Consider the following 22124-nt stretch of genomic DNA (forward strand, 5'->3'; position numbering starts at 1 on the left):
CCCTGGCCCTCAAGCCTTACTGAATGATCAGGTTGTTGAACAACAGATCTTCCACCGTCGGCTTGCCAGTCTCGTCGCTCATCACTTGCTGGGTCTGCTTCAACGCCTCCTGGCGCAGCTTTTCCTTGGCCTCGACGTTGTTCATCGTCTCGACGGTCTGCTGGGCAAACAATGCCACCAACTGGTTGCGAATCAGCGGTTCATTCGCCTTCACCGCCGCGGCAGCCGCATCGCCGGTCACCCGCAGCGCCACGTCAGCCTTGTAGACCTTCAGCTTCGCCGTACCGTCCAGGCCATAGTTGCCCACGAAGGGCGGGCTGAGGGTGATGTAGCTGACCTTCGGCGCCTCGCCTTCCTTCGCTTCCTTGGCCTCTTCGGCCATCACTGCCGCAGGCAGCGCCAGGGCCAGCATCAACACAATCCACGCTTTCACATTCGACTCCTCATCCGGTTTGCGGCCCAGCATACCGACCCGCCGTTCAAGCACAAGCTTATGGCCGGCTATCAGGGCGGGGCATGCTCGTTGACCCGTTGACTCTCACACCTACACTTATCGGCCATCACTCCCAAAGGAATAGCCCTGATGAAAGCCGTGCTGTGCAAAGAATTCGGCCCTGCCGAATCGCTGGTGCTGGAAGACGTCGCCAGCCCCATTGCGAAGAAGAATGAGATCCTGCTGGACGTGCACGCCGCCGGGGTGAATTTCCCTGACACGCTGATCATCGAGGGCAAATACCAATTCAAGCCACCCTTCCCGTTTTCCCCTGGCGGCGAAGCGGCGGGCGTCGTCAGCGCCGTGGGCGAAAAGGTCAGCCACCTGAAAGTCGGCGACCGGGTGATGGCACTGACCGGTTGGGGCAGCTTTGCCGAACAGGTCGCGGTCCCTGGCTACAACGTGTTGCCTATTCCAGCAGCCATGGACTTCAACACCGCTGCCGCCTTCAGCATGACCTACGGCACCTCGATGCACGCCCTCAAGCAACGGGCCCACCTGCAACCCGGCGAAACCTTGCTGGTGCTCGGTGCCTCCGGGGGTGTCGGCCTGGCGGCAGTGGAGATCGGCAAGGCCATGGGCGCACGGGTGATCGCCGCCGCCAGCAGCGCCGAGAAGCTCGCCGTGGCGAAGGCGGCCGGTGCCGACGAACTGATCAACTACAGCGAAGCCAGCCTAAAGGATGAGATCAAGCGCCTCACCGACGGCCAGGGCGCCGACGTGATCTACGACCCGGTGGGTGGCGACCTGTTCGACCAGGCCATTCGCGCCATCGCCTGGAATGGCCGGCTGCTGGTGGTGGGCTTTGCCAGCGGACGCATCCCCGAACTGCCGGTCAACCTGGCCCTGCTCAAGGGCGCCGCCGTCATGGGCGTGTTCTGGGGCTCTTTCGCCCAACGCCAGCCCCAGGACAATGCCGCCAACTTCCAGCAACTGTTTGGCTGGTTCACCGAAGGCAAGCTCAAGCCTCTGGTCTCGCAGGTGTACCCACTGGACAACGCCGCCCAGGCCATCAATGACCTGGCGCAGCGCAAGGCCGTGGGCAAAGTCGTCGTGCAGGTGCGCTGAAGCGCTACTGGCTCACGGCGTTTCGGGCGGCATCGGCGAAGTCGGGATGATCGCTGTGCAGCATCGCGCCCGACTCGACCCGGCCGTCGGCGTGCGCCGTAAAGCCGACCCGGACCGTGCCCGCCACCCCGGCCCTCATCAGCAGCATGGCCCAAAGGCTGAATGGCGAGACGTCCCCTATCAATGAAGGACGTTTCCCATTGCCTTGTCGCGCAGGCTGCGATTCGGGGTGTGAAAACGCCACTGACGAAGCTTCCTACAGCGCCCTTCGACTACGTCTGAGCGACATGTTCATTTAAGAACATTCGATCAGGAAAATTTCCGCTTTTTAAGTGATGAGAAGCAATGCTATTTTCGGTAACGAAACTGTAACATTCACATCCGCATAACAAGAATCCTGGAGCCCTTGAATGTTTGCTTTCTTTCGTCCTGCCGCACACCAGGCGCCCTTGCCTGAAGAAAAGATAGACAGCACCTACCGACGCCTACGCTGGCAGATCTTCGCCGGGATCTTCATCGGCTACGCCGGTTACTACCTGCTGCGCAAGAACTTCTCCCTGGCCATGCCCTACCTGATCGACGAGGGCTACAGCCGAGGCCAACTGGGCCTGGCCATGTCGGCCATCGCCATTGCCTACGGCCTGTCCAAGTTCCTGATGGGCCTGGTGTCCGACCGCTCCAACCCACGCTATTTCCTGCCATTCGGCCTGCTGGTATCGGCGGGGGTGATGTTCATCTTCGGGTTCGCGCCTTGGGCCACGTCCAGCGTGACCATGATGTTCATCCTGCTGTTCATCAACGGCTGGGCCCAGGGCATGGGCTGGCCGCCCAGCGGGCGGACCATGGTGCACTGGTGGTCGCAGAAAGAGCGCGGCGGCGTGGTGTCGGTGTGGAATGTGGCGCACAACGTCGGCGGCGGCCTGATCGGCCCGCTGTTCCTGCTGGGCATGGGCTGGTTCAATGACTGGCACGCCGCGTTCTACGTGCCTGCTGCCGTGGCCCTGGCGGTTGCTGTATTTGCCTTCGTGACCATGCGCGACACCCCGCAATCGGTGGGCCTGCCGCCGATCGAAAAGTACAAGAACGACTACCCGGAAGGCTACGACGCCAGCCACGAGAACGAATTCAGCGCCAAGGAAATCTTCGTCAAGTACGTGCTGCGCAACAAAATGCTCTGGTACATCGCCATGGCCAACGTGTTCGTCTACTTGCTGCGCTATGGCGTGCTGGACTGGGCACCGACGTACCTGAAGGAAGCCAAGGGCTTCACCGTGGATAAAAGCTCCTGGGCCTACTTCTTCTACGAGTGGGCGGGTATTCCCGGCACGCTGCTGTGTGGCTGGATGTCGGACAAGATCTTCCGCGGCAACCGTGGCCTGACAGGCATGGTGTTCATGGCCCTGGTGACCGTGGCCACGCTGGTGTACTGGCTGAACCCGGCCGGCAACCCGACCGTCGACATGATCGCCCTGGTTTCCATCGGCTTCCTGATCTACGGCCCGGTCATGCTGATCGGCTTGCAGGCACTGGAGCTGGCCCCAAAGAAAGCCGCCGGCACCGCCGCAGGCTTTACCGGCCTGTTTGGCTACCTGGGCGGCTCGGTCGCGGCAAGCGCTGCCATGGGCTACACCGTGGACCATTTTGGCTGGAACGGCGGCTTCGTACTATTGATCGGTGCCTGCCTGCTGGCCATGGCCTTCCTTGCGCCAACCCTGTGGCACAAGCAAGTCGCCAGTCAGAGTCGCGAAGCGGTCGTCTGATCCTGGGCTGACCTGCAACGCTTGAGCCGCGCCTCCAGATTCCGATCTGGCATGGCGTGGCTGCGCAGGGCGTGGACGGTCTGCTCGACGTAGTCGCGAGTGGTGCCGTAACGACCGCTGGCGCTTTCGAACACCTGGCTCAGCACATGGTCCGGCAAGTTGCCGGCGTAGCTGGGCAGGTGCCGCTCCAGCACGAAGCCCAGGGCCTGCACGCGGCTGCCATCCTCCAGGCGGCAACTGAGCCAGTGAGGCCGATAGGACGGCACCGGCATCTCGCGCTGCCACAGGGCAAACAGCGAATCCTCGAGGTTCTCCTGTGGCAAGCGATACGCGAAGCCGCTGCACGAACCGCCGCGATCCAGCCCGAACACCAACCCTGGCAACTCCGGGGTGCCGCGATGTTCGTGGGACCACAAGTACAAGCCGCGATGATAACCATGGACCCGGCCACGGACCCGCTCCACCGCCGTGCATTCGGGCCGCCAGATCAAGGAGCCGTAGGCAAACAGCCAGACCGGGCCGCCGCGATGGCGACTCATGGTCGACTGCATCGAGGCGAGCAATTGTTCATGGGTCAGTTGTGCCCCCAGGTCGAGCCGTGGTGGGTACAGAGCGCAGGTTATGGCGGATTCGATAGCGGTCATGGCCGGTAGCGTCTTTCAATAATGGGGCTGGCGCGCGTCAGGGGGATGACGTTTATCCGGAACAAGGCAAGTTGGATGCCATCCAGCGCTATATACGTTATCGGTATCCAGGCGCAAAGGCTAAATACCGAAACGAAATATAGGGGGTCATAAAGCTGTCACGAGGGGGTGGGATGGAGGGCTGCCAGGCAGCCCGGCCGGAGCAGGCGCCCCGCGCTATCAAGCCCGCGGGGCGTAGGCGAACACGTCGGCGCGCATTTGGTGCGCGTCCATCCCGGCTTCCACCAGGGCGTCCAGCGTGGCGTAGATCATCGCCGGCGAGCCACTGGCGTACACGTGCACGCCAGAGAGGTCGCGGATGTCCTCGCACACCGCTTCGTGAAGCATCCCGCAGCGCCCTTCCCAACCGCACAAGTCGCTGACGACTTTGTGCAGGAACAGATTCGGCAGTTGCTTCCACTCGTCCCAATGCTCAATTTCATAAAAATCGTTCGGTCGGCGCACGCCCCAGTACAGGTGCACCGGATGCTTGAACCCCGTCGCGCGGCAATGCTCGATCAGGCTGTGCATCTGCGCCATGCCGGTTCCAGCGGCGATCAGCACCAATGGGCCGTCCGGCAGCTCGGACAAGTGCGTGTCGCCAAACGGCATTTCCACCGCCACGCTGGGGTTGCGTTGCAATTGTGCAAGCAGCGCCCGCGCACTGCTTTCGCGCACCAGAACATGCAGTTGCAGGTCACGCCCGCCGTGCGGTGCCGAAGCCAGGGAGAACGCCGACTTCTCGCCGGTTTCCCGTTCGAGCATCAAGTACTGCCCGGCGTGGTAGCGCGGCGGCTTGCCTGCCGGTGCACGCAGGCGTACCCGCCAGACATCGCCGCCCACGTCGGCGCATTCGCTCACCTGGCACACCAGCTTGCGTACCGGCAGCTCGCCCGGCGACAACACGCCATCCCACAGCACCACGCAGTCCTCCAGCGGTTCGGCGATGCAGGTGAAGATCTCACCGTGATCGCGCACCTCGCCCGCTTGCTTCACGCGACCCTCCACCAGCAACGCACCACACACGTGACAGTTGCCGTTGCGGCAGCTTTGCGGACATTCATAGCCCAGGCGCCGCGCGCCATCGAGGATCCGCTCGGCGGGCTGTATGTCCAGGACCGCCCCGGAAGGCTGCAAGGTTACACGCATCAATCTATTCCTAACTGATTCCAGAGGGCATCGATCCGCTGGGTCACGGCTTCATCCTTGACGATCACCCGGCCCCATTCACGAGTGGTTTCACCGGGCCATTTGTGCGTGGCATCGAGCCCCATCTTCGAACCCAGGCCGGACACCGGGGAGGCGAAGTCGAGATAGTCGATCGGCGTGTTCTCGATCATTACCGTGTCGCGCTTGGGGTCCATGCGCGTGGTGATGGCCCAGATCACATCGTTCCAATCCCGCGCATTGATATCGTCGTCGGTGACGATAACGAACTTGGTGTACATGAACTGTCGCAAAAACGACCAGACCCCCAGCATCACGCGCTTGGCGTGCCCCGGATACGACTTCTTCATCGTCACCACGGCCATCCGGTACGAACAGCCTTCCGGCGGCAGGTAGAAGTCGGTGATTTCCGGAAACTGTTTCTGCAGGATCGGCACGAACACTTCATTGAGCGCCACGCCGAGGATCGCCGGCTCATCGGGCGGGCGGCCAGTGTAGGTGCTGTGGTAGATCGGCTTGAGCCGATGGGTGATGCGCTCGACCGTGAAGACCGGGAAGCTGTCCACTTCGTTGTAGTAACCGGTGTGGTCGCCGTACGGCCCCTCATCGGCCATCTCGCCGGGATGGATCACGCCTTCGAGGATGATCTCGGCGGTGGCCGGCACTTGCAGGTCGTTGCCACGGCACTTCACCAGCTCCGTACGGTTGCCGCGCAACAGGCCGGCGAACGCATACTCGGACAGGCTGTCCGGCACCGGCGTGACGGCGCCGAGGATGGTCGCCGGGTCCGCGCCCAGGGCCACCGACACCGGGAAGGGCTGGCCAGGATGCTTATCGCACCACTCACGGTAATCCAGCGCACCGCCGCGGTGGCTCAGCCAGCGCATGATGACCTTGTTGCGACCAATCACCTGCTGGCGATAGATGCCCAGGTTCTGGCGGTCCTTGTTCGGGCCCTTGGTGACGGTCAGGCCCCAGGTGATCAGCGGCCCCACGTCGCCTGGCCAGCAGGTTTGCACCGGGAGCATGGCCAGGTCGACATCGTCGCCCTCGATTACCACTTCCTGGCAGATCGCGTCCTTGACGACCTTGGGCGCCATGGCAATGATCTTGCGGAAGATCGGCAGCTTGGACCAGGCATCCTTCAGGCCCTTGGGCGGCTCGGGTTCCTTGAGAAACGCCAGCAGCTTGCCGATCTCGCGCAACTCGTCGACCGATTCGGCGCCCATGCCCATGGCCACGCGTTCCGGCGTGCCGAACAGGTTGCCCAGCACCGGGATGTCATAGCCCGTTGGGTTCTCGAACAATAACGCCGGGCCCTTGGCCCGCAGCGTGCGGTCGCAGACTTCCGTCATCTCCAGCACCGGAGAGATGGGAACCTGGATGCGTTTCAACTCGCCGCGCTGCTCAAGCTGCTGCACGAAATCCCGAAGATCCTTGAATTTCATTGAGATGCCACCCCGAAAATAGGCGTACATCCTACCTGCTCCAGCGCTCAAACAGCAGCCTGCGCATGCGCGGAGCGCTCAATAATCGGTCGTACCCAGCAGCAAGGGGGCGAACAGCGGGCTCAGGCGGGTACTGCCGATGTCAGACAAATGATCTTCATCCTTGTACTGGGTATGGCCGTTGACCTCGATGCGACAGACCTCGCCCGGACACATCAGCGGCGCCGGGTCGATGACATGCACACCGGCATCGGCGGCGCTCATCGACGCGAACAAGGCACTCAAGGCCTGCTGACGCGCCAGGTGCTCCTGAAGCGGACGGCCCAGGCCCTCGGCCGAGCGGCCTGTCCGTGCCAGGCTGGTCAAGCGGCTGATCGTGCCGAGGCGCTGCAGGGGCACTTCCTTGAACAACCAGACTTGCGCCCCCGTGGCCCTGATCGTCGCCACACGGGCCTTGATTGCCGCCGCCATGCGCGCTTCGGCCGTGGCGCGGTCATCCAGGCGGTTGAGCATGTGCTTCTTGTCCCCATCCTCGCGCCCGTAGACGTACAGGCTCCAGTTGGCCGCCAGCACCACATCCCTGATGTGCAGGCGACGCACCTGCTCCATGGTCCGCTCATTGAAATCCCGACAGCGCGGCGAGACGTCAGCGCTCTGCACCGGCGGGCAGCCGCCCATGGCGTAGAGCCACACGGGGCGCCCATCGCGGGTCCCGCTGGCTTGCACCGCTGGCAGCAGCGCCGCCGCATGACTGTCGCCCCAGAATAATTGCGTGGCCGGCAGGTCTTTGTTTGCGCTCAGCAGGCAGGCCTTGTCCGGCTGCGTATCCGAGAAACCGAGCATGCATTCCATCTGTCCGGCCCGCCAATCCCGCGCTTGCGCATATTCCAGCGCCTTGCCCGTGATGCGCTGGGGAAAGCCATCCGCCGATCGCACCACCACACCCGTCACGGCCAGGACGGCCATGGCCACTCCCGCCCCGATCAACACCGACTTGCGCCCGGCCAGCCAACGCTTCTCACGGAACGCAAGCTCGACGAAGCGCCAGCTCAGCCAGGCCAGGCCCAGCGCCAGCAGGATCCAGCCCAATGCCTCCCAAGACTGGATCCCGTCCACGGAAATGGCATTGGCATAGACGTAGACCGGCCAATGCCACAGGTAGAAGGAATAAGACAGCAAGCCCACCCAGACCAGCACTCGTGCGCTCAGCAGGCGCGCGGTCCAGCTCGGCCCCTGGGCACCGGACCAGATCAGTGCGGTGGCGCCGAGTACTGGCAGCAGAGCGGCCCAGCCAGGGAACACCGTGGTCTTGTCGAACGTGAAGATCGCCGCCAGCACGGCGATCAACCCTGCCAGGCCGACCAGTTGATAAACCCATGGGCGCACAGCGTGCCGGGGCGCCGGCCAGACAGCGAGCATCGCCCCACACAGCAGCTCCCAGGCTCGCGTGGGCAGCGAGAAAAAGGCCAGGTCAGGCTTGCGCTCGACATAGCCGATGTTCAGCGCGAAGGACCCCAGCAACACCGCAAACAACACCCAGCGCCAGTGACGCACATGGCGCATCAACAACACCATCAGCAGCGGGAAGAAAATGTAGTACTGCTCTTCGACCGCCAGGGACCAGGTGTGGAGCAACGGCTTGAGGTCCGAGGCTGGCTCGAAATAACCGTCCTCGCGCATGAACAGGATGTTCGACATGAACATCGCCTGATAGCGCACCGCCCTGCCCAACTGCGAGAAGTCCTTGGCCGCCAGCAACAACCAGCCCAGGACCAGGGTTACGAGCATGACCACGCTCAAGGCCGGAAGGATGCGCCGGGCACGCCTTGCCCAGAAGTCGACGAAACTGAAGCGCTGCGAGCTGATCTCGCGGAACAGGATGCCGGTGATCAGGAAGCCGGAAATGACGAAGAAGACATCGACGCCGACGAAACCGCCGCTGAAGGCGCCGAAGCCAAAGTGGAACAGCACGACCGGAATGACGGCCAGCGCCCGCAGGCCGTCGATATCACGGCGGTTGCCAAATACATGCATAACGATCCTTGTCGAGGTGGATACACAGGCGATGATGGGAAAAGAACCTGCAACCGGCAAAAGTTATCCGGTTCGATAAACGCGGTCCAGGCCGCGTGTCGCAAAAAAAAGGCGCCCTGTCCGGGGCGCCTTTTTGGCCGATGCCGTGCTTGTTACTTGCGCTTCATCGACAGGAAGAACTCATCGTTGGTCTTGGTCGTCTTCAGCTTGTCGACCAGGAACTCGATGGCAGCGACTTCATCCATCGGATGCAGCAGCTTGCGCAGGATCCACATGCGTTGCAGCTCGTCGTCGGCGGTCAGCAACTCTTCGCGGCGGGTGCCGGAGCGGTTGATGTTGATGGCCGGGAAGACCCGCTTCTCGGCGATGCGACGATCCAGAGGCAGTTCCATGTTGCCGGTGCCCTTGAACTCCTCGTAGATCACTTCGTCCATCTTCGAACCGGTTTCAACCAGTGCGGTGGCGATGATGGTCAGCGAGCCACCCTCTTCGATGTTGCGCGCGGCACCGAAGAAACGCTTTGGTTTTTCCAGGGCGTGGGCATCGACACCACCGGTCAGCACCTTGCCGGAGCTCGGGATCACGGTGTTGTAGGCACGGGCCAGACGGGTGATGGAGTCCAGCAGGATCACCACGTCCTTCTTGTGTTCGACCAGGCGCTTGGCCTTCTCGATCACCATTTCGGCCACTTGCACGTGACGGGTCGGCGGCTCGTCGAACGTCGAGGCAACCACTTCGCCGCGCACGGTGCGCTGCATCTCGGTCACTTCTTCCGGACGCTCGTCGATCAACAGCACGATCAGGTGAACTTCAGGGTTGTTGCGGGCGATGTTCGCCGCGATGTTCTGCAGCATGATCGTCTTGCCCGCTTTCGGCGGAGCCACGATCAGGCCGCGCTGGCCCTTGCCGATCGGTGCGCACAGGTCGATGACACGACCGGTGAGGTCTTCGGTGGAGCCGTTGCCGGCTTCCATCTTCATGCGCACGGTCGGGAACAGTGGGGTCAGGTTCTCGAACAGAATCTTGTTCTTTGCGTTTTCCGGACGGTCGAAGTTGATGGTGTCGACCTTGAGCAGCGCGAAATAACGCTCGCCTTCCTTCGGAGGGCGGATCTTGCCAACGATGGTGTCACCGGTGCGCAGGTTGAAGCGACGGATCTGGCTCGGCGAGACGTAGATATCGTCTGGGCCGGCGAGATAGGAAGCATCTGCGGAGCGGAGGAAGCCGAAGCCGTCCTGGAGAATCTCCAGCACGCCATCACCGGAGATTTCCTCGCCGCTTTTAGCGTGCTTCTTGAGCAGGGAGAAAATCACGTCCTGCTTGCGCGAACGGGCCATATTTTCTATGCCCATCTGTTCGGCCAATTCGAGCAGTTCGGTAATCGGCTTTTGCTTGAGTTCAGTCAGATTCATATAGGAATGACGTAATCATTTATGGAGGGGGGAAATTAAGCTTTTGGCTTAATGAGGCCGCGCCGCAGAGAAGGCGACAGGATCGCGTACTTAATCGAAAGGAGAGCGTCGGCGACGGCTTGCAGGGGGCACAGGAGAAACCAGTGCGGGGCCGAATGTAACACCTGGGTTTGCGAGCGTCTAGCCCCGAATAACGAAAAAGCCCCGCGATTTGCGGGGCTTTTTCAATGGCATTCGACGCTTAGATGTTGGCGTCGAGGAAAGCCGCCAGTTGCGATTTCGACAGCGCACCTACCTTGGTCGCCTCGACGTTGCCGTTCTTGAACAGCATCAGGGTCGGGATACCACGCACGCCGTGCTTGGCCGGAGTCTCCTGGTTTTCGTCGATGTTCAGTTTGGCAACGGTCAGCTTGCCTTTATACGTCTCGGCAATTTCGTCCAGGACCGGGGCGATCATTTTGCACGGACCGCACCACTCAGCCCAATAGTCGACCAGTACGAAGCCTTCGGCCTTGAGTACGTCAGCCTCGAAGCTAGCGTCGCTAACGTGTTTGATCAGATCGCTGCTCATGGAAATCTCCGGGGTTGTCAGCAAAAAAACGTGGCCCATCATAGCGGCCCTTCCCGGGTTCAGGAAGCCGCAGTTGATTGAGTCTCGCTATGGCGGTCGATGGCTTTGGGTATGGTCGAGGTCATGAAGCCGCGGGGGCGACGAAGGAAATCCCGGTACGCAGTGCAGCATTACGTACATGTTCCTGCATGGCTTTTTGCGCAGCGCCTGAAGCCCGACGAGCCAGGGCGCGAAGGATCTTGCGATGCTCCTGCCAGGTTTCCATCGCCCGCTCGGCCCTGATGAACGGTAGTTTCTGGCTTTCCAGGAAGATGTCGGCGCTAGCGGTGAGAATGCTCAGCATCGCCTGGTTGCCGCTGGCCAACAGGATTCGTCGATGAAATTCGAAATCCAGCCGCGCGGCGGCGTCGAAATCGCCAATCTTCAATTCCCGTCGCATGGCTTCGACATTGTCTTGCAGCATGTCCAGCTCATTGGCGCTGAGCGTCACCGCCGCCAACCCCGCCGCGAAACCCTCCAGAGCGTAGCGCAACTGGAAAATATCCACCGGCGTGGCCTGGGCCGCGAACGGCCAGCCCGGCGCCGATTCGCTGCGTGAAGCTTCTACCGGTGCCTGCACGAAGACCCCTTTGCCCGGCTGCACGCTGATCATGCCCAGGGCACTGAGGGATGACAGCGCTTCGCGCAGCGACGCCCGACTCACCCCCAATTGCAGCGCCAGCTCCCGTTGCGACGGCAACGCATCGCCCGGCCCGAAGCCTTCATCGACGATCAGTTTGCGGATGGCTTGCAGGGCCACTTCAGGAACGGCGCGAGCGATGGAATTCATGATTTTTAAGACGAACCGGGCCAGTGAGCGGCTAGTTGTAAAGCTATTCGCCGCGCCCGGCAAGTCGTGCCCCAGCAGGGTTCGGCGACAAATACCGACGCCCGATAACGGTGCGAAAAACACCACGACTGTTCAGACCAGTAAGACCGCTTCCCACCAGCAAAACCGCGGCCTGGGCGGCTGAAAAGGCGCCTTGGCATGGCCTGTGCTCTGTCCGAACGCAGAAATCACATCACCGATTGCGGAGATTCGCCATGATTCAGCGTTGCAGCGCCCTGCTCACAGCTCTGTTTGCCAGCCTGATGCTCTGCCAGCTACCCGCCCACGCCGACGGCCTGGAAGACGTGGTCAAGCGGGGCACCCTCAAGGTCGCCGTACCGCAGGACTTCCCGCCGTTCGGTTCGGTGGGCCCGGACATGAAGCCCCGTGGCCTGGACATCGACACCGCCAAGCTGCTGGCCGACCAGCTCAAGGTCAAGCTGGAACTGACCCCGGTCAACAGCACCAACCGTATTCCGTTCCTGACCACCGGCAAGGTCGACCTGGTGATTTCCAGCCTCGGCAAGAACCCTGAACGCGAGAAGGTCATCGATTTCTCCAGCGCCTATGCGCCGTTCTACCTGGCGGTGTTCGGCCCACCCGATGCGCCGATCAATGGCCTGGATGACCTCAAGGGCAAGACCATCAGCGTCACCCGTGGCGCCATCGAAGACATCGAGCTCACCAAGGTCGCGCCCGAAGGCACCACCATCAAGCGCTTCGAAGACAACAACTCGACCATCGCCGCCTACCTGGCCGGCCAGGTGGACCTGATCGCCAGCGGCAACGTGGTGATGGTCGCCATCAGCGAACGCAACCCCAAGCGGGTCCCGGCCTTGAAAGTCAAACTCAAGGACTCCCCGGTGTACGTGGGCGTGAACAAGAACGAGCCGGCGTTGCTGGACAAGGTCAACCAGATCCTCGCCACCGCCAAGACCGATGGCAGCCTGGAGAAAAACGCCCAGACCTGGCTCAAGCAGCCGCTGCCGGCCGATCTCTGATCGTCGCCTGAGAGACTGAGCATGGCTTATCAGTTCGATTTTCTGCCAGTGGTGCAAAACACTGAGTTGCTGGTGCGCGGCGCCCTGTTCACCCTGGAACTGACGGCCATCGGTGCCTTGCTCGGGGTCGGCCTGGGCATCGTCGGGGCCGTGGTGCGGGCGTGGAACATTCGCCCGTTCGCGGCGATCTTCGGCGTATACGTGGAGTTGATCCGCAACACGCCGTTCCTGGTGCAGCTGTTTTTTATCTTCTTCGGTTTGCCGTCCCTGGGCCTGCAGATTTCCGAATGGCAGGCGGCGGTGCTGGCGATGGTGATCAACCTCGGCGCCTATTCCACCGAGATCATCCGCGCCGGTATCCAGGCGATCCCGAAGGGGCAACTGGAAGCGGCCGCGGCCCTGGCCATGAGCCGCTTCGAAGCGTTCCGGCACGTGGTGTTGCTGCCGGCGCTGGGCAAGGTCTGGCCAGCCCTGAGCAGCCAGATCATCATCGTGATGCTCGGCTCGGCGGTGTGTTCGCAGATCGCCACCGAAGAGCTGAGCTTTGCTGCCAACTTCATTCAGTCGCGCAACTTTCGCGCCTTCGAAACCTACGCCCTGACGACCCTGGTGTACCTGTGCATGGCGCTGTTGATCCGCCAGTTCCTGAACTGGATCGGCCGCCAGTGCCTGTACCGGAACAGCGCGGGGGGCCGGCCATGAGTGACTTCACGTTCTGGGACGTGGTGCGCAACCTGCTCACCGGCCTGCAATGGACCCTGGCGCTGTCGCTGGTGGCGTTCATCGGGGGCGGCGTGATCGGCTTGCTGGTCATGGTGCTGCGCATTTCCAGAAATGCGCTGCCGCGCAACATCGCCCGTACCTACATCGAACTCTTCCAAGGCACACCGCTGTTGATGCAGTTGTTCCTGGTGTTCTTCGGCGTGGCCCTGGCCGGGGTGGAGATTTCGCCGTGGATGGCGGCGGCGATCGCCCTGACACTGTTCACCAGCGCCTACCTGGCGGAGATCTGGCGCGGCTGCGTCGAGGCAATCCCCAATGGCCAGTGGGAAGCGTCTTCGAGCCTGGCCCTCAACCGCCTGGAGCAGTTGCGCTACGTGATCCTGCCACAGGCTCTGCGCATTGCCGTGGCGCCGACCGTGGGCTTTTCGGTGCAGGTGGTCAAGGGCACCGCCGTCACCTCGATCATCGGCTTCACCGAACTGACCAAGACCGGTGGGATGCTCGCCAACGCCACGTTCGAGCCGTTCATGGTGTATGGCCTGGTGGCCCTCGGTTATTTCCTGCTCTGCTACCCCTTGTCCCTCAGTGCGCGCTACCTGGAAAGGAGACTGCATGCCTCTGCTTAGAATATCCGCCCTGCATAAGTACTACGGCGATCACCACGTGCTCAAGGGCATCGACCTGAGTGTCGAGGAAGGCCAGGTGGTGGCGATCATCGGTCGCAGCGGCTCGGGCAAATCCACCTTGCTGCGCACGCTCAACGGCCTGGAGTCGATCAACGATGGCGTGATCGAAGTGGACGGCGAATACCTCGATGCGGCCCGCGCCGATCTGCGCAGCCTGCGGCAGAAAGTCGGCATGGTGTTCCAGCAATTCAACCTATTCCCGCACCTGACGGTCGGCGAGAACGTGATGCTCGCGCCTCAGGTCGTCCAGAAAGTGCCCAAGGCCAAGGCGGCCGAACTGGCGCGCCAGATGCTCGAACGGGTCGGCCTCGGCGAAAAATTCGATGCGTTCCCGGAACGCTTGTCCGGCGGCCAGCAGCAACGGGTCGCGATCGCCCGTGCCCTGGCGATGTCGCCGAAAGTGCTGCTGTGCGATGAGATCACCTCGGCCCTGGACCCGGAGCTGGTCAACGAAGTGCTCAGCGTGGTGCGGCAACTGGCCCAGGAGGGCATGACGCTGATCATGGTCACCCACGAGATGCGTTTTGCCCGGGAGGTCGGCGACAAACTGGTGTTCATGCACCAGGGCAAGGTGCATGAGGTGGGCGATCCCAAGGTGTTGTTCGCCGCTCCGCAGACGGCGGAGCTGGCGAATTTCATCGGCACCGTGGAACCGGCCGCCTGACGTTCAGGGCTGCGGCACGAGCTCGAAGCGCCCGCGGCCATCGATCGACGTCTCATCACGGACCCGGGCCGCACTGGCGGGCAAGTAGGTCTCGATCTCGACCTGCGCGGAAAACATCCGCCCCCGGACAGGCCCTCCGCCCTGCCGGGCAACCAGTGTCTGTCCGGGCAATAGACGGCTGCCCTGCTCCAGGGTGCGGGCACGCCCCTGGAACAGCTCGACAGCCTGCCCGTCCAGCCGGGGCCGCGTGAGGCTGATCGTGAAATGACCGTGGAGCCCCAGGCTGAAGGCCTCTGGCCCGGCCCCAGGGCTGTCGAAACGCAAGGCCATCGTGGTGGGCTCGGCACAGACCACATTCAGGTTGAAGGTTCGCTTGCCCAGCGCCAGCTCTGCCTGGCCCGGCTGCTCGACCAGCAGTTGGCCTTGGTGCAGGCGGCCATAATCGAGCCGGTCCTGGCTCAGCGACACGCTGCATTGCTCAGCCTTCGCTGGGTTCGCCAACAGCAGACCCAGGCAACACAGGCTCCTCGCTAGAAGCCATTGCCTCGGATGCCGAAAAGTCGCGACAGACCGCCGAAGCGGTCTCATAAGGGAGGTCTTCATCATTGTTTTCCATGAATTCGAATTGAAGCTGGCACGTCCTGGAGCCGGACAACGCAACTTTCAGGGCCTGCTGCTCATTGATATCGCTGAGGAAAATCAGGCCTTCGCCGGCCACGCTGGTCAGGAAGTCGTCATTGGTCGTCAGCACCGAGACGCCCTGTGGAAGTGCCGCGCCGCTTTCGTCACGGGCCTGGACCAGCAGCCGGCGCACGTTGAGCACGGAGAAATCGACGGCATTGAACGAGCCACGCCCGGCGCTCAGCACCTTGGTGCCATTCTGGATGTCCACGCGTCTGGGCAGTGACCGGGTGTCCACCTCGACACGACTGTTGTTGTAGGCAGGCAAGCTGGCAATCACCGCCCGGCCCTGCGAGTCGGTCCATACCGGGCCTTGCGGCGTGTTGATCCGGGCTCTGGGAACGCCTTCCACAGATACGACGCCGAACGTTTCCTGGATTCGGTAAGGAGAAAAGGTCACCCCTTGCCCATGGGCGACGACGCCCCCCCTGAGATAACCGTTGTAATGCGTGCTGAAACGGTCCTGGCTGGCGCCGAGCCCGACCTGGGTGTAGCGCGGCAAGGCGTTGAGACTGCCGCGTGTCTGGGAATTCGGATGGTTCAGCCCTTGCTCGTGCCCCACTTCATAGTTGAGAGAGTCGCTTATGCGCTCACTGTAGGCAGCTCCCAGGGTGGAACGGCTGCCCTGATGGGTCAGAGACGAACGAGCGCGTCGGTCCCTGCCCAGCGGCACGCTGACCTGCAGGCGGACCGACACGCCATCATCGTAGGCGCTTGACGTGCCCATTGCCGAGTCAATGTAGGCACTCACATTCGCGTGCTTGAACGATTTGTTCCACGAGCCGTACAAGCGTGCATACGTCTGGTTATCGAACTGCGATGACTGCGTGTAACCCAGCGAGAAACCACCCAGCGCCGGATCGAACCAGTTGAGCCCAGCCGTGTACTGGTCCTTGAAACGCGACGCGTAGAAGTCCTGCCGACCGTCCTCGTCCTCCTTGCCAACGGAGTGGAGCTGCGAGACCTCGCGATACCCTAGCGTCTGCCGGGTCACGCTGAGTGACAGGTCAAGGCTGTCAGCCAATGACGTGCCCAGCGAAAGACTGCTACGCGCGCCCGACCTGCCGCTGGCTTTGTCATGGGAGACGTTGCCCCGCGCGCCGAGCGCGAGATTGTCCATGGGGCGCGTGTCGAGCCCGAGGCCCACCGCCTGATAATTCTGCGCCCCCACCAAACCGCTGCTCAACGCCGCGCCGCGCCCGATGCCCCAGGTTGCGCTGCCCATCGCCAGCAACGGCTGCTCACCTTCCCCCTTCCCCGCCCCACGCGCCTGGCCCAGGGAGAGGTAATAGCCCGACTGAGCGGGCGTCATGCCGCGAAAAGACGCCGCCGGCACGACAAAACGCTGCTCTGCGCCGTTTTCTTCGATCACGCTCACGTCAAGATCACTGGTGCCGTTGAGCAGCGGCAAGTGGCTGAGGGTGAAGGGGCCTTCCGGAACCAGTGTCGTATAAATCAACGCACCGGACTGGCGGACCTCCACACGGGACTGGCTCAGGGCCAACCCTTCCACCACGGCCCCGCCGGAACCCTCGCCGCGCTTGACGCCGTCGGGGAAAAACTGGAAACCGGAAAACTGCACCCCTCCGAACACCGGGCTGTTGCTGGAAAGCTGCCCGGCCTGGAAGGTGGATTGCAACGCCAGGACGTCGCGCTGGGCATAGGCGTACAGGTGCTCGCTGCGTTGCACCCCGTTGATCGAGGTGTAGAGCTGGCGACTGCGCACGATCCAGTCCCCCAGGTTGACGCCAGCCTCCGTGGCCGCGGACAGATAGCGATTGCCACCGCCCGAGCTCGATTGGCTATCCAGGCCCAGCACATCGTAATTGAGCAGGCCAGCCAGACCGCCCTGGGAAAAGGCGCCTTCAGCAAACCCCGGCTCTCGCAATGCCTCGCTCGGCACCACCAACGCAACCTCTTCGCGACCGGGAAGCAGGCTGACGACCGTGTTGGGGAACCGCGCCAGGAAATCATGGCAGGCCTGGTCGCCCACCCCTGCCCCGCCAATGATCGCGGCAGGCACTTGCACGCCGGCCTTCTCAAGCAGGCTGCGGGTGAAGCACAACGCGCCTTCGCGATCGAACCGCGCCTCGGTCAAGCCCAGCGGATTGCCGTTGACCCGCAGGCTGACCACCTGTGCCCCCTCATGGAAACGTGGCGTGGCCCGCAAGTAATCCGAAACGCGAGGATCGATCCCTCGGGACGAGAGAATCGAGGTATCGAACTGGGCAAATGAGCGGTCGGTGGAGCCTTGATCCTGCGCGTGCACCTGGCTACTGGCGCTCCAGCAGATCACTGCGGACAAGGCCAGGCCATGCGACCAGCGGGCGCTGCCCGTTCCCGCGACCCCCCATTGACCATCACCGCTGCGCAGGCCAGGGCATGGCGTGGCATGCATGAGCATCATCATCGACTCACGACCGGCGCATCGAAGTTGCCAATCGCAAACCCATACAATGTCGCAGGCTGGATCGTGACCGACGTGACGGCGGACACGGGCGCCTTGAGCTCGGCCGTCAAGGTTTCGCCCGGCAAGACGTAAGTGCGCGGCAGGGCCACAGAGGCGTTGGCCGGGTTCAACTGCACCCGCTCAGACAAACGCACGACGTAGGGGCTGTCGTTCTGGACCGCCAGGTTTTCGCCCTCGACGGTCCATTTCAAGAGCTCCCACGGTGCCGAATGCCGAGGCAAGCCCTTGGGATGAATGATCAGCGGCAGGTTATGCCGGATGTTGATCCCGACGGTGGCCCCGCCGTCGAGCTTCTTCTGAGGAATCCCTTCGAAGGTGACACGCTTGTAGCGCTGGGTCTTGAGCGGTTCCGTGAACGCCCCAACCAGACGGATCAACTGCGTTTGCCCGGCGTCGACCCGCACCACCGGCTGCGTCACGATCACCGACAGCTCGGGGTCTTCGGGGATGTGTTCGACTTTCGAATGCAGCAGCGTCGGGCCGGCATCCGTATTGGTGACGTTGATATGGGCCTGGCCATGCTCTTCATAAAAAATGACCACCGTGGTTTCCGGCTGCATGCCGGCCGCCATGGCCGGCCCCGCTGCACAGCAGCCCAGGCACAGCACTGCTCGCAGGGTCGATCCAAGTTTCATTGAGAAATCCAACACACACGCTCTCCCACCACGAAACGACGTTCGTGGAGCGATCTATAGGGTTTGAATAATCGGGCTCGAAACGGCCACATCCAGATGCCGGACCTGATCGTCCACATCCATCGACGGCGCAGAGCCCATGTGCCTGCAAGGAGCCAGCCCCTGGAACGGGGCTGGCCGTTTCATCAGATGTAAGTCAACTCCAGCGTTGCACTGCCATCTATTTGCAGGTCTTCGCGCACAACCAGTTCAGTCGTATTGTTGATCGCCGCCTCGATTTCCAACTCGCCGGAGACTGTTGTCAAAAGGTGGGGAGTCGTGGCACTGCTCGTAGACCACGAGAGCATGTAACTGGGCACGCTGCGCAAAAAGTTCCCAGCGTTGATCCAGCCGCCTGACCCCACTGCGGACAAGATCGTCTTGAAGTCCGTGTCCCCGTCTACGGAATAGTTACGAACATGCAGGCTGAAGGCACCAATTTTCTCGCCGTCGGCGTTCGCGCCCAGGCCGAAACTATTTTGTGGATAAGCAAGACCTGGATCGATGACCTCCATGGCTTCATGCTTTTTGCTAGCCGCCCGGTTATCGTTGGCGGTCAAACCGACAAGCGTCGGCCCGTCACAGACGATGGTGAATGCCGTATTCAGCTTGCTCAACTTTGTGTAATTGACCGGGCTCAAGTCCTTGACGCTGATTCGCCCATAATCGACAGCCGTCGTAGGAATATTCAGAGAGCAACTGCCCGGAACAATGCTACCTGTCACTTGCAAATCAGCCGCCTGGGCATGAGTGCACGCCAGAACGAGAACAGCGACTGCGGCCAGTCCAAACTTATTCTTCATATCAATTCCCTTAAAATCACATCAGCTTGATGTCAGTCATGCAACATCGACACTTCAACGATGCAACAACTAACTTCACGGCGAAATTGCCGGGCGAAAGTATCTGGAAAAAGCCCCTAAAGATAAGCAGGAAACATCATCATGAATCGTAGGAAACTTCTACCAACTACAAAACCATAGAAACTTTCCTACATAAATATCTTATAGATAACCGTTGCCCGCCAGAAACTCAGCCGCACCCGTTAGTGGCCATCATCGTTCATGCAGCATCGGAGCAGGTGTAGACCAGCCCTGTTCCCTTTGGGCAATACGCTTCAACGCAAACCCTGTAAAGAACCAGCCCCGGAAGCGGGACTGGCATTGACGTCAAATGTAGGTCAGTTCTAGCGTCGCATTTCCATCGATCTGGAGATCGTCGCTCACCACAAGCTCAGTCGTATTGTTGATTGCCGCTTCGATCTGGAACTCACCCGTGACCGTTGTCAGAAGGTGCGGGCTTCTGGCCCCAATAGCCGACCAAGTGAGAATACGATCAGGTTTACTCCGCATAATGTCATCTGCCTCGAACCAGGTATTACCCGCTTGCGAGATGGTTTCGAAATCGGTGCTCCCATCCACGGAATAGTTACGAACATGCAGGCTGAAGGCACCGATTTTTCCACCATCGGCGCTGGCGCCCAACCCAAAGCAGTTGATTGGCAAGGCTAACCAGGGATCGATCACCGTCATTGCCATGTGCTCTTTGCTGGCGGCCCGATTATCGGCAGCACTCAACCCCACCAGGGTCGGGCCGTCACAGGTAATGTTAAACGGCGTACTCAACTTGCCCAGCCTTGTGTAATTGACGGGGCTCAGATCATTGGCACTGATTCGCCCATAATCGACAGCCAAAGTAGGGATATTCAGAGAGCAACTGCCCGGGGAAATATTGCCCGTCACCTGCAAATCAGCCGCTTGCACGGAAGTGCAGGCCAAAGCGATTACAGCGACTGCCGCCAACGCAAAACTATTTTTCATTTCCGCTTCCTTCAAACATCATCAACTTGATGTCAATCCTGCAACGCCCGGAACTTCCTTATTCCAGCCACATGTAAACATTTTGTGGAGTTTCATCCTGAATTTGAGAAGAGGCCACAACTGCATCACGGCGAAATTGCCGGGCGAAAGTATCGAAAAAAAACCCTTAAAGATAAGCAGGAAACATCATCGCCAATCGTAGGAAAGCTCTACCCCATATGAAACAGATGAGACTTTCCTACGTAAATTTCTTGCGAACGGCGAAAACTGTCACCCACCGAAACCCGGCAGCATCCGTTGGCGGCGACGGTCGATCGTGGCAGGATGGCAAGGTTATCGACCGAGACTTTTTGCCCATGCCGCCATCCCAAGCCAAGAATCTGTCCCTGATCGCTGCCATAGACCTGGGCTCCAACAGCTTCCACATGGTCGTCGCCAAAGCCCAGAACGGGGAAATCCGCATTCTTGAGCGGCTCGGCGAGAAGGTCCAGTTGGCCGCCGGCATCGACGAAGAGCGCAAGCTGAGCGAAGAATCCATCCAGCGCGGGCTCGATTGCCTCAAGCGCTTTGCCCAACTGATCAACGGCATGCCCCTGGGCGCCGTGCGGATCGTCGGCACCAACGCCTTGCGCGAAGCGCGCAACCGGGGCGAGTTCATCCGCCGCGCCGAAGAGATCCTCGGCCATCCGGTGGAAGTCATTTCCGGCCGGGAGGAAGCCCGCCTGATCTACCTGGGCGTCTCCCATACCCTCGCCGACACCCCGGGCAAGCGCCTGGTGGCGGACATCGGCGGTGGCAGTACCGAATTCATCATCGGCCAACGCTTCGAGCCGCTGCTGCGCGAGAGCCTGCAGATGGGCTGCGTCAGCTACACCCAGCGGTATTTCCGCGACGGCAAGATCACCCCGGCCCGCTATGCTCAGGCCTACACGGCGGCGCGCCTGGAAATCATGAGCATCGAACACGCCTTGCACCGCCTGACCTGGGACGAGGCCATCGGCTCCTCCGGAACCATCCGCGCCATTGGCCTGGCCCTCAAGGCCGGCGGCCATGGCGCAGGCGAGGTCAATGCCGAGGGCCTGGCCTGGCTCAAGCGCCGGGTGTTCAAGCTCGGCGAGTCGGACAAGATCGATTTCGAAGGCATCAAGCCCGACCGTCGGGCGATTTTCCCGGCGGGCCTGGCGATTCTCGAAGCGATTTTCGATGCCCTGGAACTGCAACGCATGGACCACTGCGAGGGCGCCCTGCGCGAGGGCGTACTCTACGACCTGCTGGGACGGCATCACCATGAGGATGTCCGCGAGCGCACCCTGGGCTCGCTGATGGAGCGCTACCACGTGGACCAGGAACAGGCCGTGCGGGTCGAACGCAAGGCGCTGCACGCCTTCGACCAGGTGGCTGACGACTGGGACCTGAACGACGGCGTCTGGCGCGAATTGCTGGGCTGGGCCGCCAAGGTTCATGAAGTGGGCCTGGACATCGCCCACTATCACTACCACAAGCACGGCGCCTACCTGATCGAACACTCGGACCTGGCGGGCTTCTCCCGGGAAGACCAGCAGATGCTCGCGCTGCTGGTGCGTGGGCACCGGCGCAACATTCCCAAGGATAAGTTTGCCGAGTTCGGCGATGACGGCATCAAGCTGATTCGCCTGTGCGTGCTGCTGCGCTTCGCGATCCTGTTCCACCACATCCGCGGCACCCAGGCCATGCCCCAGGTGGCCCTGCGCGCCGACGGCGATCAGCTGGACGTGATGTTCCCCGACGGTTGGCTGGAAGAAAACCAGCTGACCCAAGCCGACTTCGCCCAGGAAGCCGAGTGGCTGACCCGGGTGGGGATTGTGCTGAACATCCACTGATCCTGCGGCGACGGGAACCTCTGTGGCGAGGGGATTTATCCC

The 22124-nt window shown here is 61.7% G+C and carries 20 protein-coding genes; 7 read left to right on the plus strand and 13 right to left on the minus strand.

Features of this window, described 5'->3' with window-relative positions; genetic code table 11:
* Positions 1 to 16: 16 nt before the first annotated feature.
* The gene (locus V5F23_RS26895; RefSeq protein ID WP_042731586.1) at positions 17 to 433 is read right to left on the minus strand and encodes a flagellar basal body-associated protein FliL; all 417 of its coding nucleotides are present in this window, start codon (positions 431 to 433) and stop codon (positions 17 to 19) included.
* 150 nt (positions 434 to 583) lie between these two features.
* Between V5F23_RS26895 and V5F23_RS26900 the strand changes: the two genes are divergently transcribed.
* Both V5F23_RS26900 and glpT read left to right on the plus strand, forming a co-directional pair.
* On the plus strand, positions 584 to 1561 hold the full coding sequence (locus V5F23_RS26900) for an NADPH:quinone oxidoreductase family protein (protein ID WP_042731577.1): 978 nt from the start codon (positions 584 to 586) through the stop codon (positions 1559 to 1561).
* Between the two features lie 410 nt (positions 1562 to 1971).
* A complete protein-coding gene (glpT, locus tag V5F23_RS26905) occupies positions 1972 to 3321 on the plus strand; it encodes a glycerol-3-phosphate transporter (RefSeq protein WP_047735806.1) in 1350 nt (449 codons plus the stop codon).
* Here glpT and V5F23_RS26910 read toward each other — a convergent pair.
* The 7 genes from V5F23_RS26910 to V5F23_RS26940 form a co-directional block, all read right to left on the minus strand.
* The gene (locus tag V5F23_RS26910) at positions 3297 to 3965 is read right to left on the minus strand and encodes a gamma-glutamylcyclotransferase (RefSeq protein WP_047735805.1); all 669 of its coding nucleotides are present in this window, start codon (positions 3963 to 3965) and stop codon (positions 3297 to 3299) included. The two genes, glpT and V5F23_RS26910, sit on opposite strands and share 25 nt — an antisense overlap.
* A gap of 219 nt (positions 3966 to 4184) precedes the next feature.
* On the minus strand, positions 4185 to 5153 hold the full coding sequence (locus tag V5F23_RS26915) for a CDP-6-deoxy-delta-3,4-glucoseen reductase (RefSeq protein ID WP_338497035.1): 969 nt from the start codon (positions 5151 to 5153) through the stop codon (positions 4185 to 4187).
* On the minus strand, positions 5153 to 6619 hold the full coding sequence (gene ubiD, locus V5F23_RS26920; RefSeq protein ID WP_042732143.1) for a 4-hydroxy-3-polyprenylbenzoate decarboxylase: 1467 nt from the start codon (positions 6617 to 6619) through the stop codon (positions 5153 to 5155). The genes V5F23_RS26915 and ubiD overlap by 1 nt, the downstream gene beginning before the upstream one ends.
* 78 nt (positions 6620 to 6697) lie before the next feature.
* Positions 6698 to 8653: an acyltransferase family protein gene (locus tag V5F23_RS26925; protein ID WP_338497036.1), complete on the minus strand. Its 1956-nt coding sequence runs from the start codon at positions 8651 to 8653 to the stop codon at positions 6698 to 6700.
* A 152-nt stretch (positions 8654 to 8805) separates the two neighbouring features.
* Entirely contained in the window at positions 8806 to 10065 is a 1260-nt protein-coding gene (rho, locus tag V5F23_RS26930) for a transcription termination factor Rho (RefSeq protein ID WP_003206716.1), read from the minus strand.
* Between the two features lie 241 nt (positions 10066 to 10306).
* Entirely contained in the window at positions 10307 to 10636 is a 330-nt protein-coding gene (gene trxA / locus V5F23_RS26935; RefSeq protein ID WP_042730928.1) for a thioredoxin TrxA, read from the minus strand.
* A 121-nt stretch (positions 10637 to 10757) separates the two neighbouring features.
* Entirely contained in the window at positions 10758 to 11465 is a 708-nt protein-coding gene (locus V5F23_RS26940; protein WP_042730924.1) for a FadR/GntR family transcriptional regulator, read from the minus strand.
* Between the two features lie 254 nt (positions 11466 to 11719).
* On the opposite strand from V5F23_RS26940, the gene V5F23_RS26945 reads away from it, so the two are divergent.
* From V5F23_RS26945 to V5F23_RS26960, 4 genes are read left to right on the plus strand one after another with little or no spacing between them, the layout of a single operon-like run.
* Positions 11720 to 12505: a transporter substrate-binding domain-containing protein gene (locus tag V5F23_RS26945; RefSeq protein WP_042730923.1), complete on the plus strand. Its 786-nt coding sequence runs from the start codon at positions 11720 to 11722 to the stop codon at positions 12503 to 12505.
* A 21-nt stretch (positions 12506 to 12526) separates the two neighbouring features.
* Complete coding sequence (locus V5F23_RS26950) at positions 12527 to 13207, plus strand: amino acid ABC transporter permease (protein ID WP_042730922.1); 681 nt, start codon at positions 12527 to 12529, stop codon at positions 13205 to 13207.
* Entirely contained in the window at positions 13204 to 13854 is a 651-nt protein-coding gene (locus V5F23_RS26955) for an amino acid ABC transporter permease (RefSeq protein ID WP_042730921.1), read from the plus strand. The genes V5F23_RS26950 and V5F23_RS26955 overlap by 4 nt, the downstream gene beginning before the upstream one ends.
* Positions 13841 to 14578 (plus strand): amino acid ABC transporter ATP-binding protein, encoded by a 738-nt coding sequence (locus V5F23_RS26960; protein ID WP_042730920.1) that lies wholly within the window; start codon positions 13841 to 13843, stop codon positions 14576 to 14578. Before V5F23_RS26955 ends, V5F23_RS26960 begins: the two co-directional genes overlap by 14 nt.
* A gap of 3 nt (positions 14579 to 14581) precedes the next feature.
* On the opposite strand, the gene V5F23_RS26965 is transcribed toward V5F23_RS26960, so the two are convergent.
* From V5F23_RS26965 to V5F23_RS26985, 5 genes are all read right to left on the minus strand, one after another.
* A complete protein-coding gene (locus tag V5F23_RS26965; RefSeq protein WP_338497040.1) occupies positions 14582 to 15079 on the minus strand; it encodes a hypothetical protein in 498 nt (165 codons plus the stop codon).
* The gene (locus V5F23_RS26970) at positions 15057 to 17666 is read right to left on the minus strand and encodes a fimbria/pilus outer membrane usher protein (RefSeq protein ID WP_338497042.1); all 2610 of its coding nucleotides are present in this window, start codon (positions 17664 to 17666) and stop codon (positions 15057 to 15059) included. The genes V5F23_RS26965 and V5F23_RS26970 overlap by 23 nt, the downstream gene beginning before the upstream one ends.
* Positions 17666 to 18364: a fimbria/pilus chaperone family protein gene (locus V5F23_RS26975; protein WP_080922107.1), complete on the minus strand. Its 699-nt coding sequence runs from the start codon at positions 18362 to 18364 to the stop codon at positions 17666 to 17668. Before V5F23_RS26975 ends, V5F23_RS26970 begins: the two co-directional genes overlap by 1 nt.
* Positions 18365 to 18549: 185 nt before the next feature.
* Positions 18550 to 19206 carry a DUF1120 domain-containing protein gene (locus V5F23_RS26980; RefSeq protein WP_042730918.1) on the minus strand — a complete coding sequence of 219 codons (657 nt, stop codon included), beginning with the start codon at positions 19204 to 19206 and terminating at the stop codon, positions 18550 to 18552.
* A 366-nt stretch (positions 19207 to 19572) separates the two neighbouring features.
* Positions 19573 to 20223, minus strand: coding sequence for a DUF1120 domain-containing protein (locus V5F23_RS26985; protein ID WP_042730917.1), 651 nt, complete (start codon positions 20221 to 20223; stop codon positions 19573 to 19575).
* Between the two features lie 356 nt (positions 20224 to 20579).
* Between V5F23_RS26985 and ppx the strand changes: the two genes are divergently transcribed.
* Complete coding sequence (gene ppx / locus V5F23_RS26990) at positions 20580 to 22082, plus strand: exopolyphosphatase (protein WP_042730916.1); 1503 nt, start codon at positions 20580 to 20582, stop codon at positions 22080 to 22082.
* The last annotated feature ends 42 nt before the right edge of the window (positions 22083 to 22124 follow it).

This window comes from Pseudomonas sp. WP18 (assembly GCF_036689585.1).
GTDB lineage: Bacteria > Pseudomonadota > Gammaproteobacteria > Pseudomonadales > Pseudomonadaceae > Aquipseudomonas > Aquipseudomonas chlororaphis_E.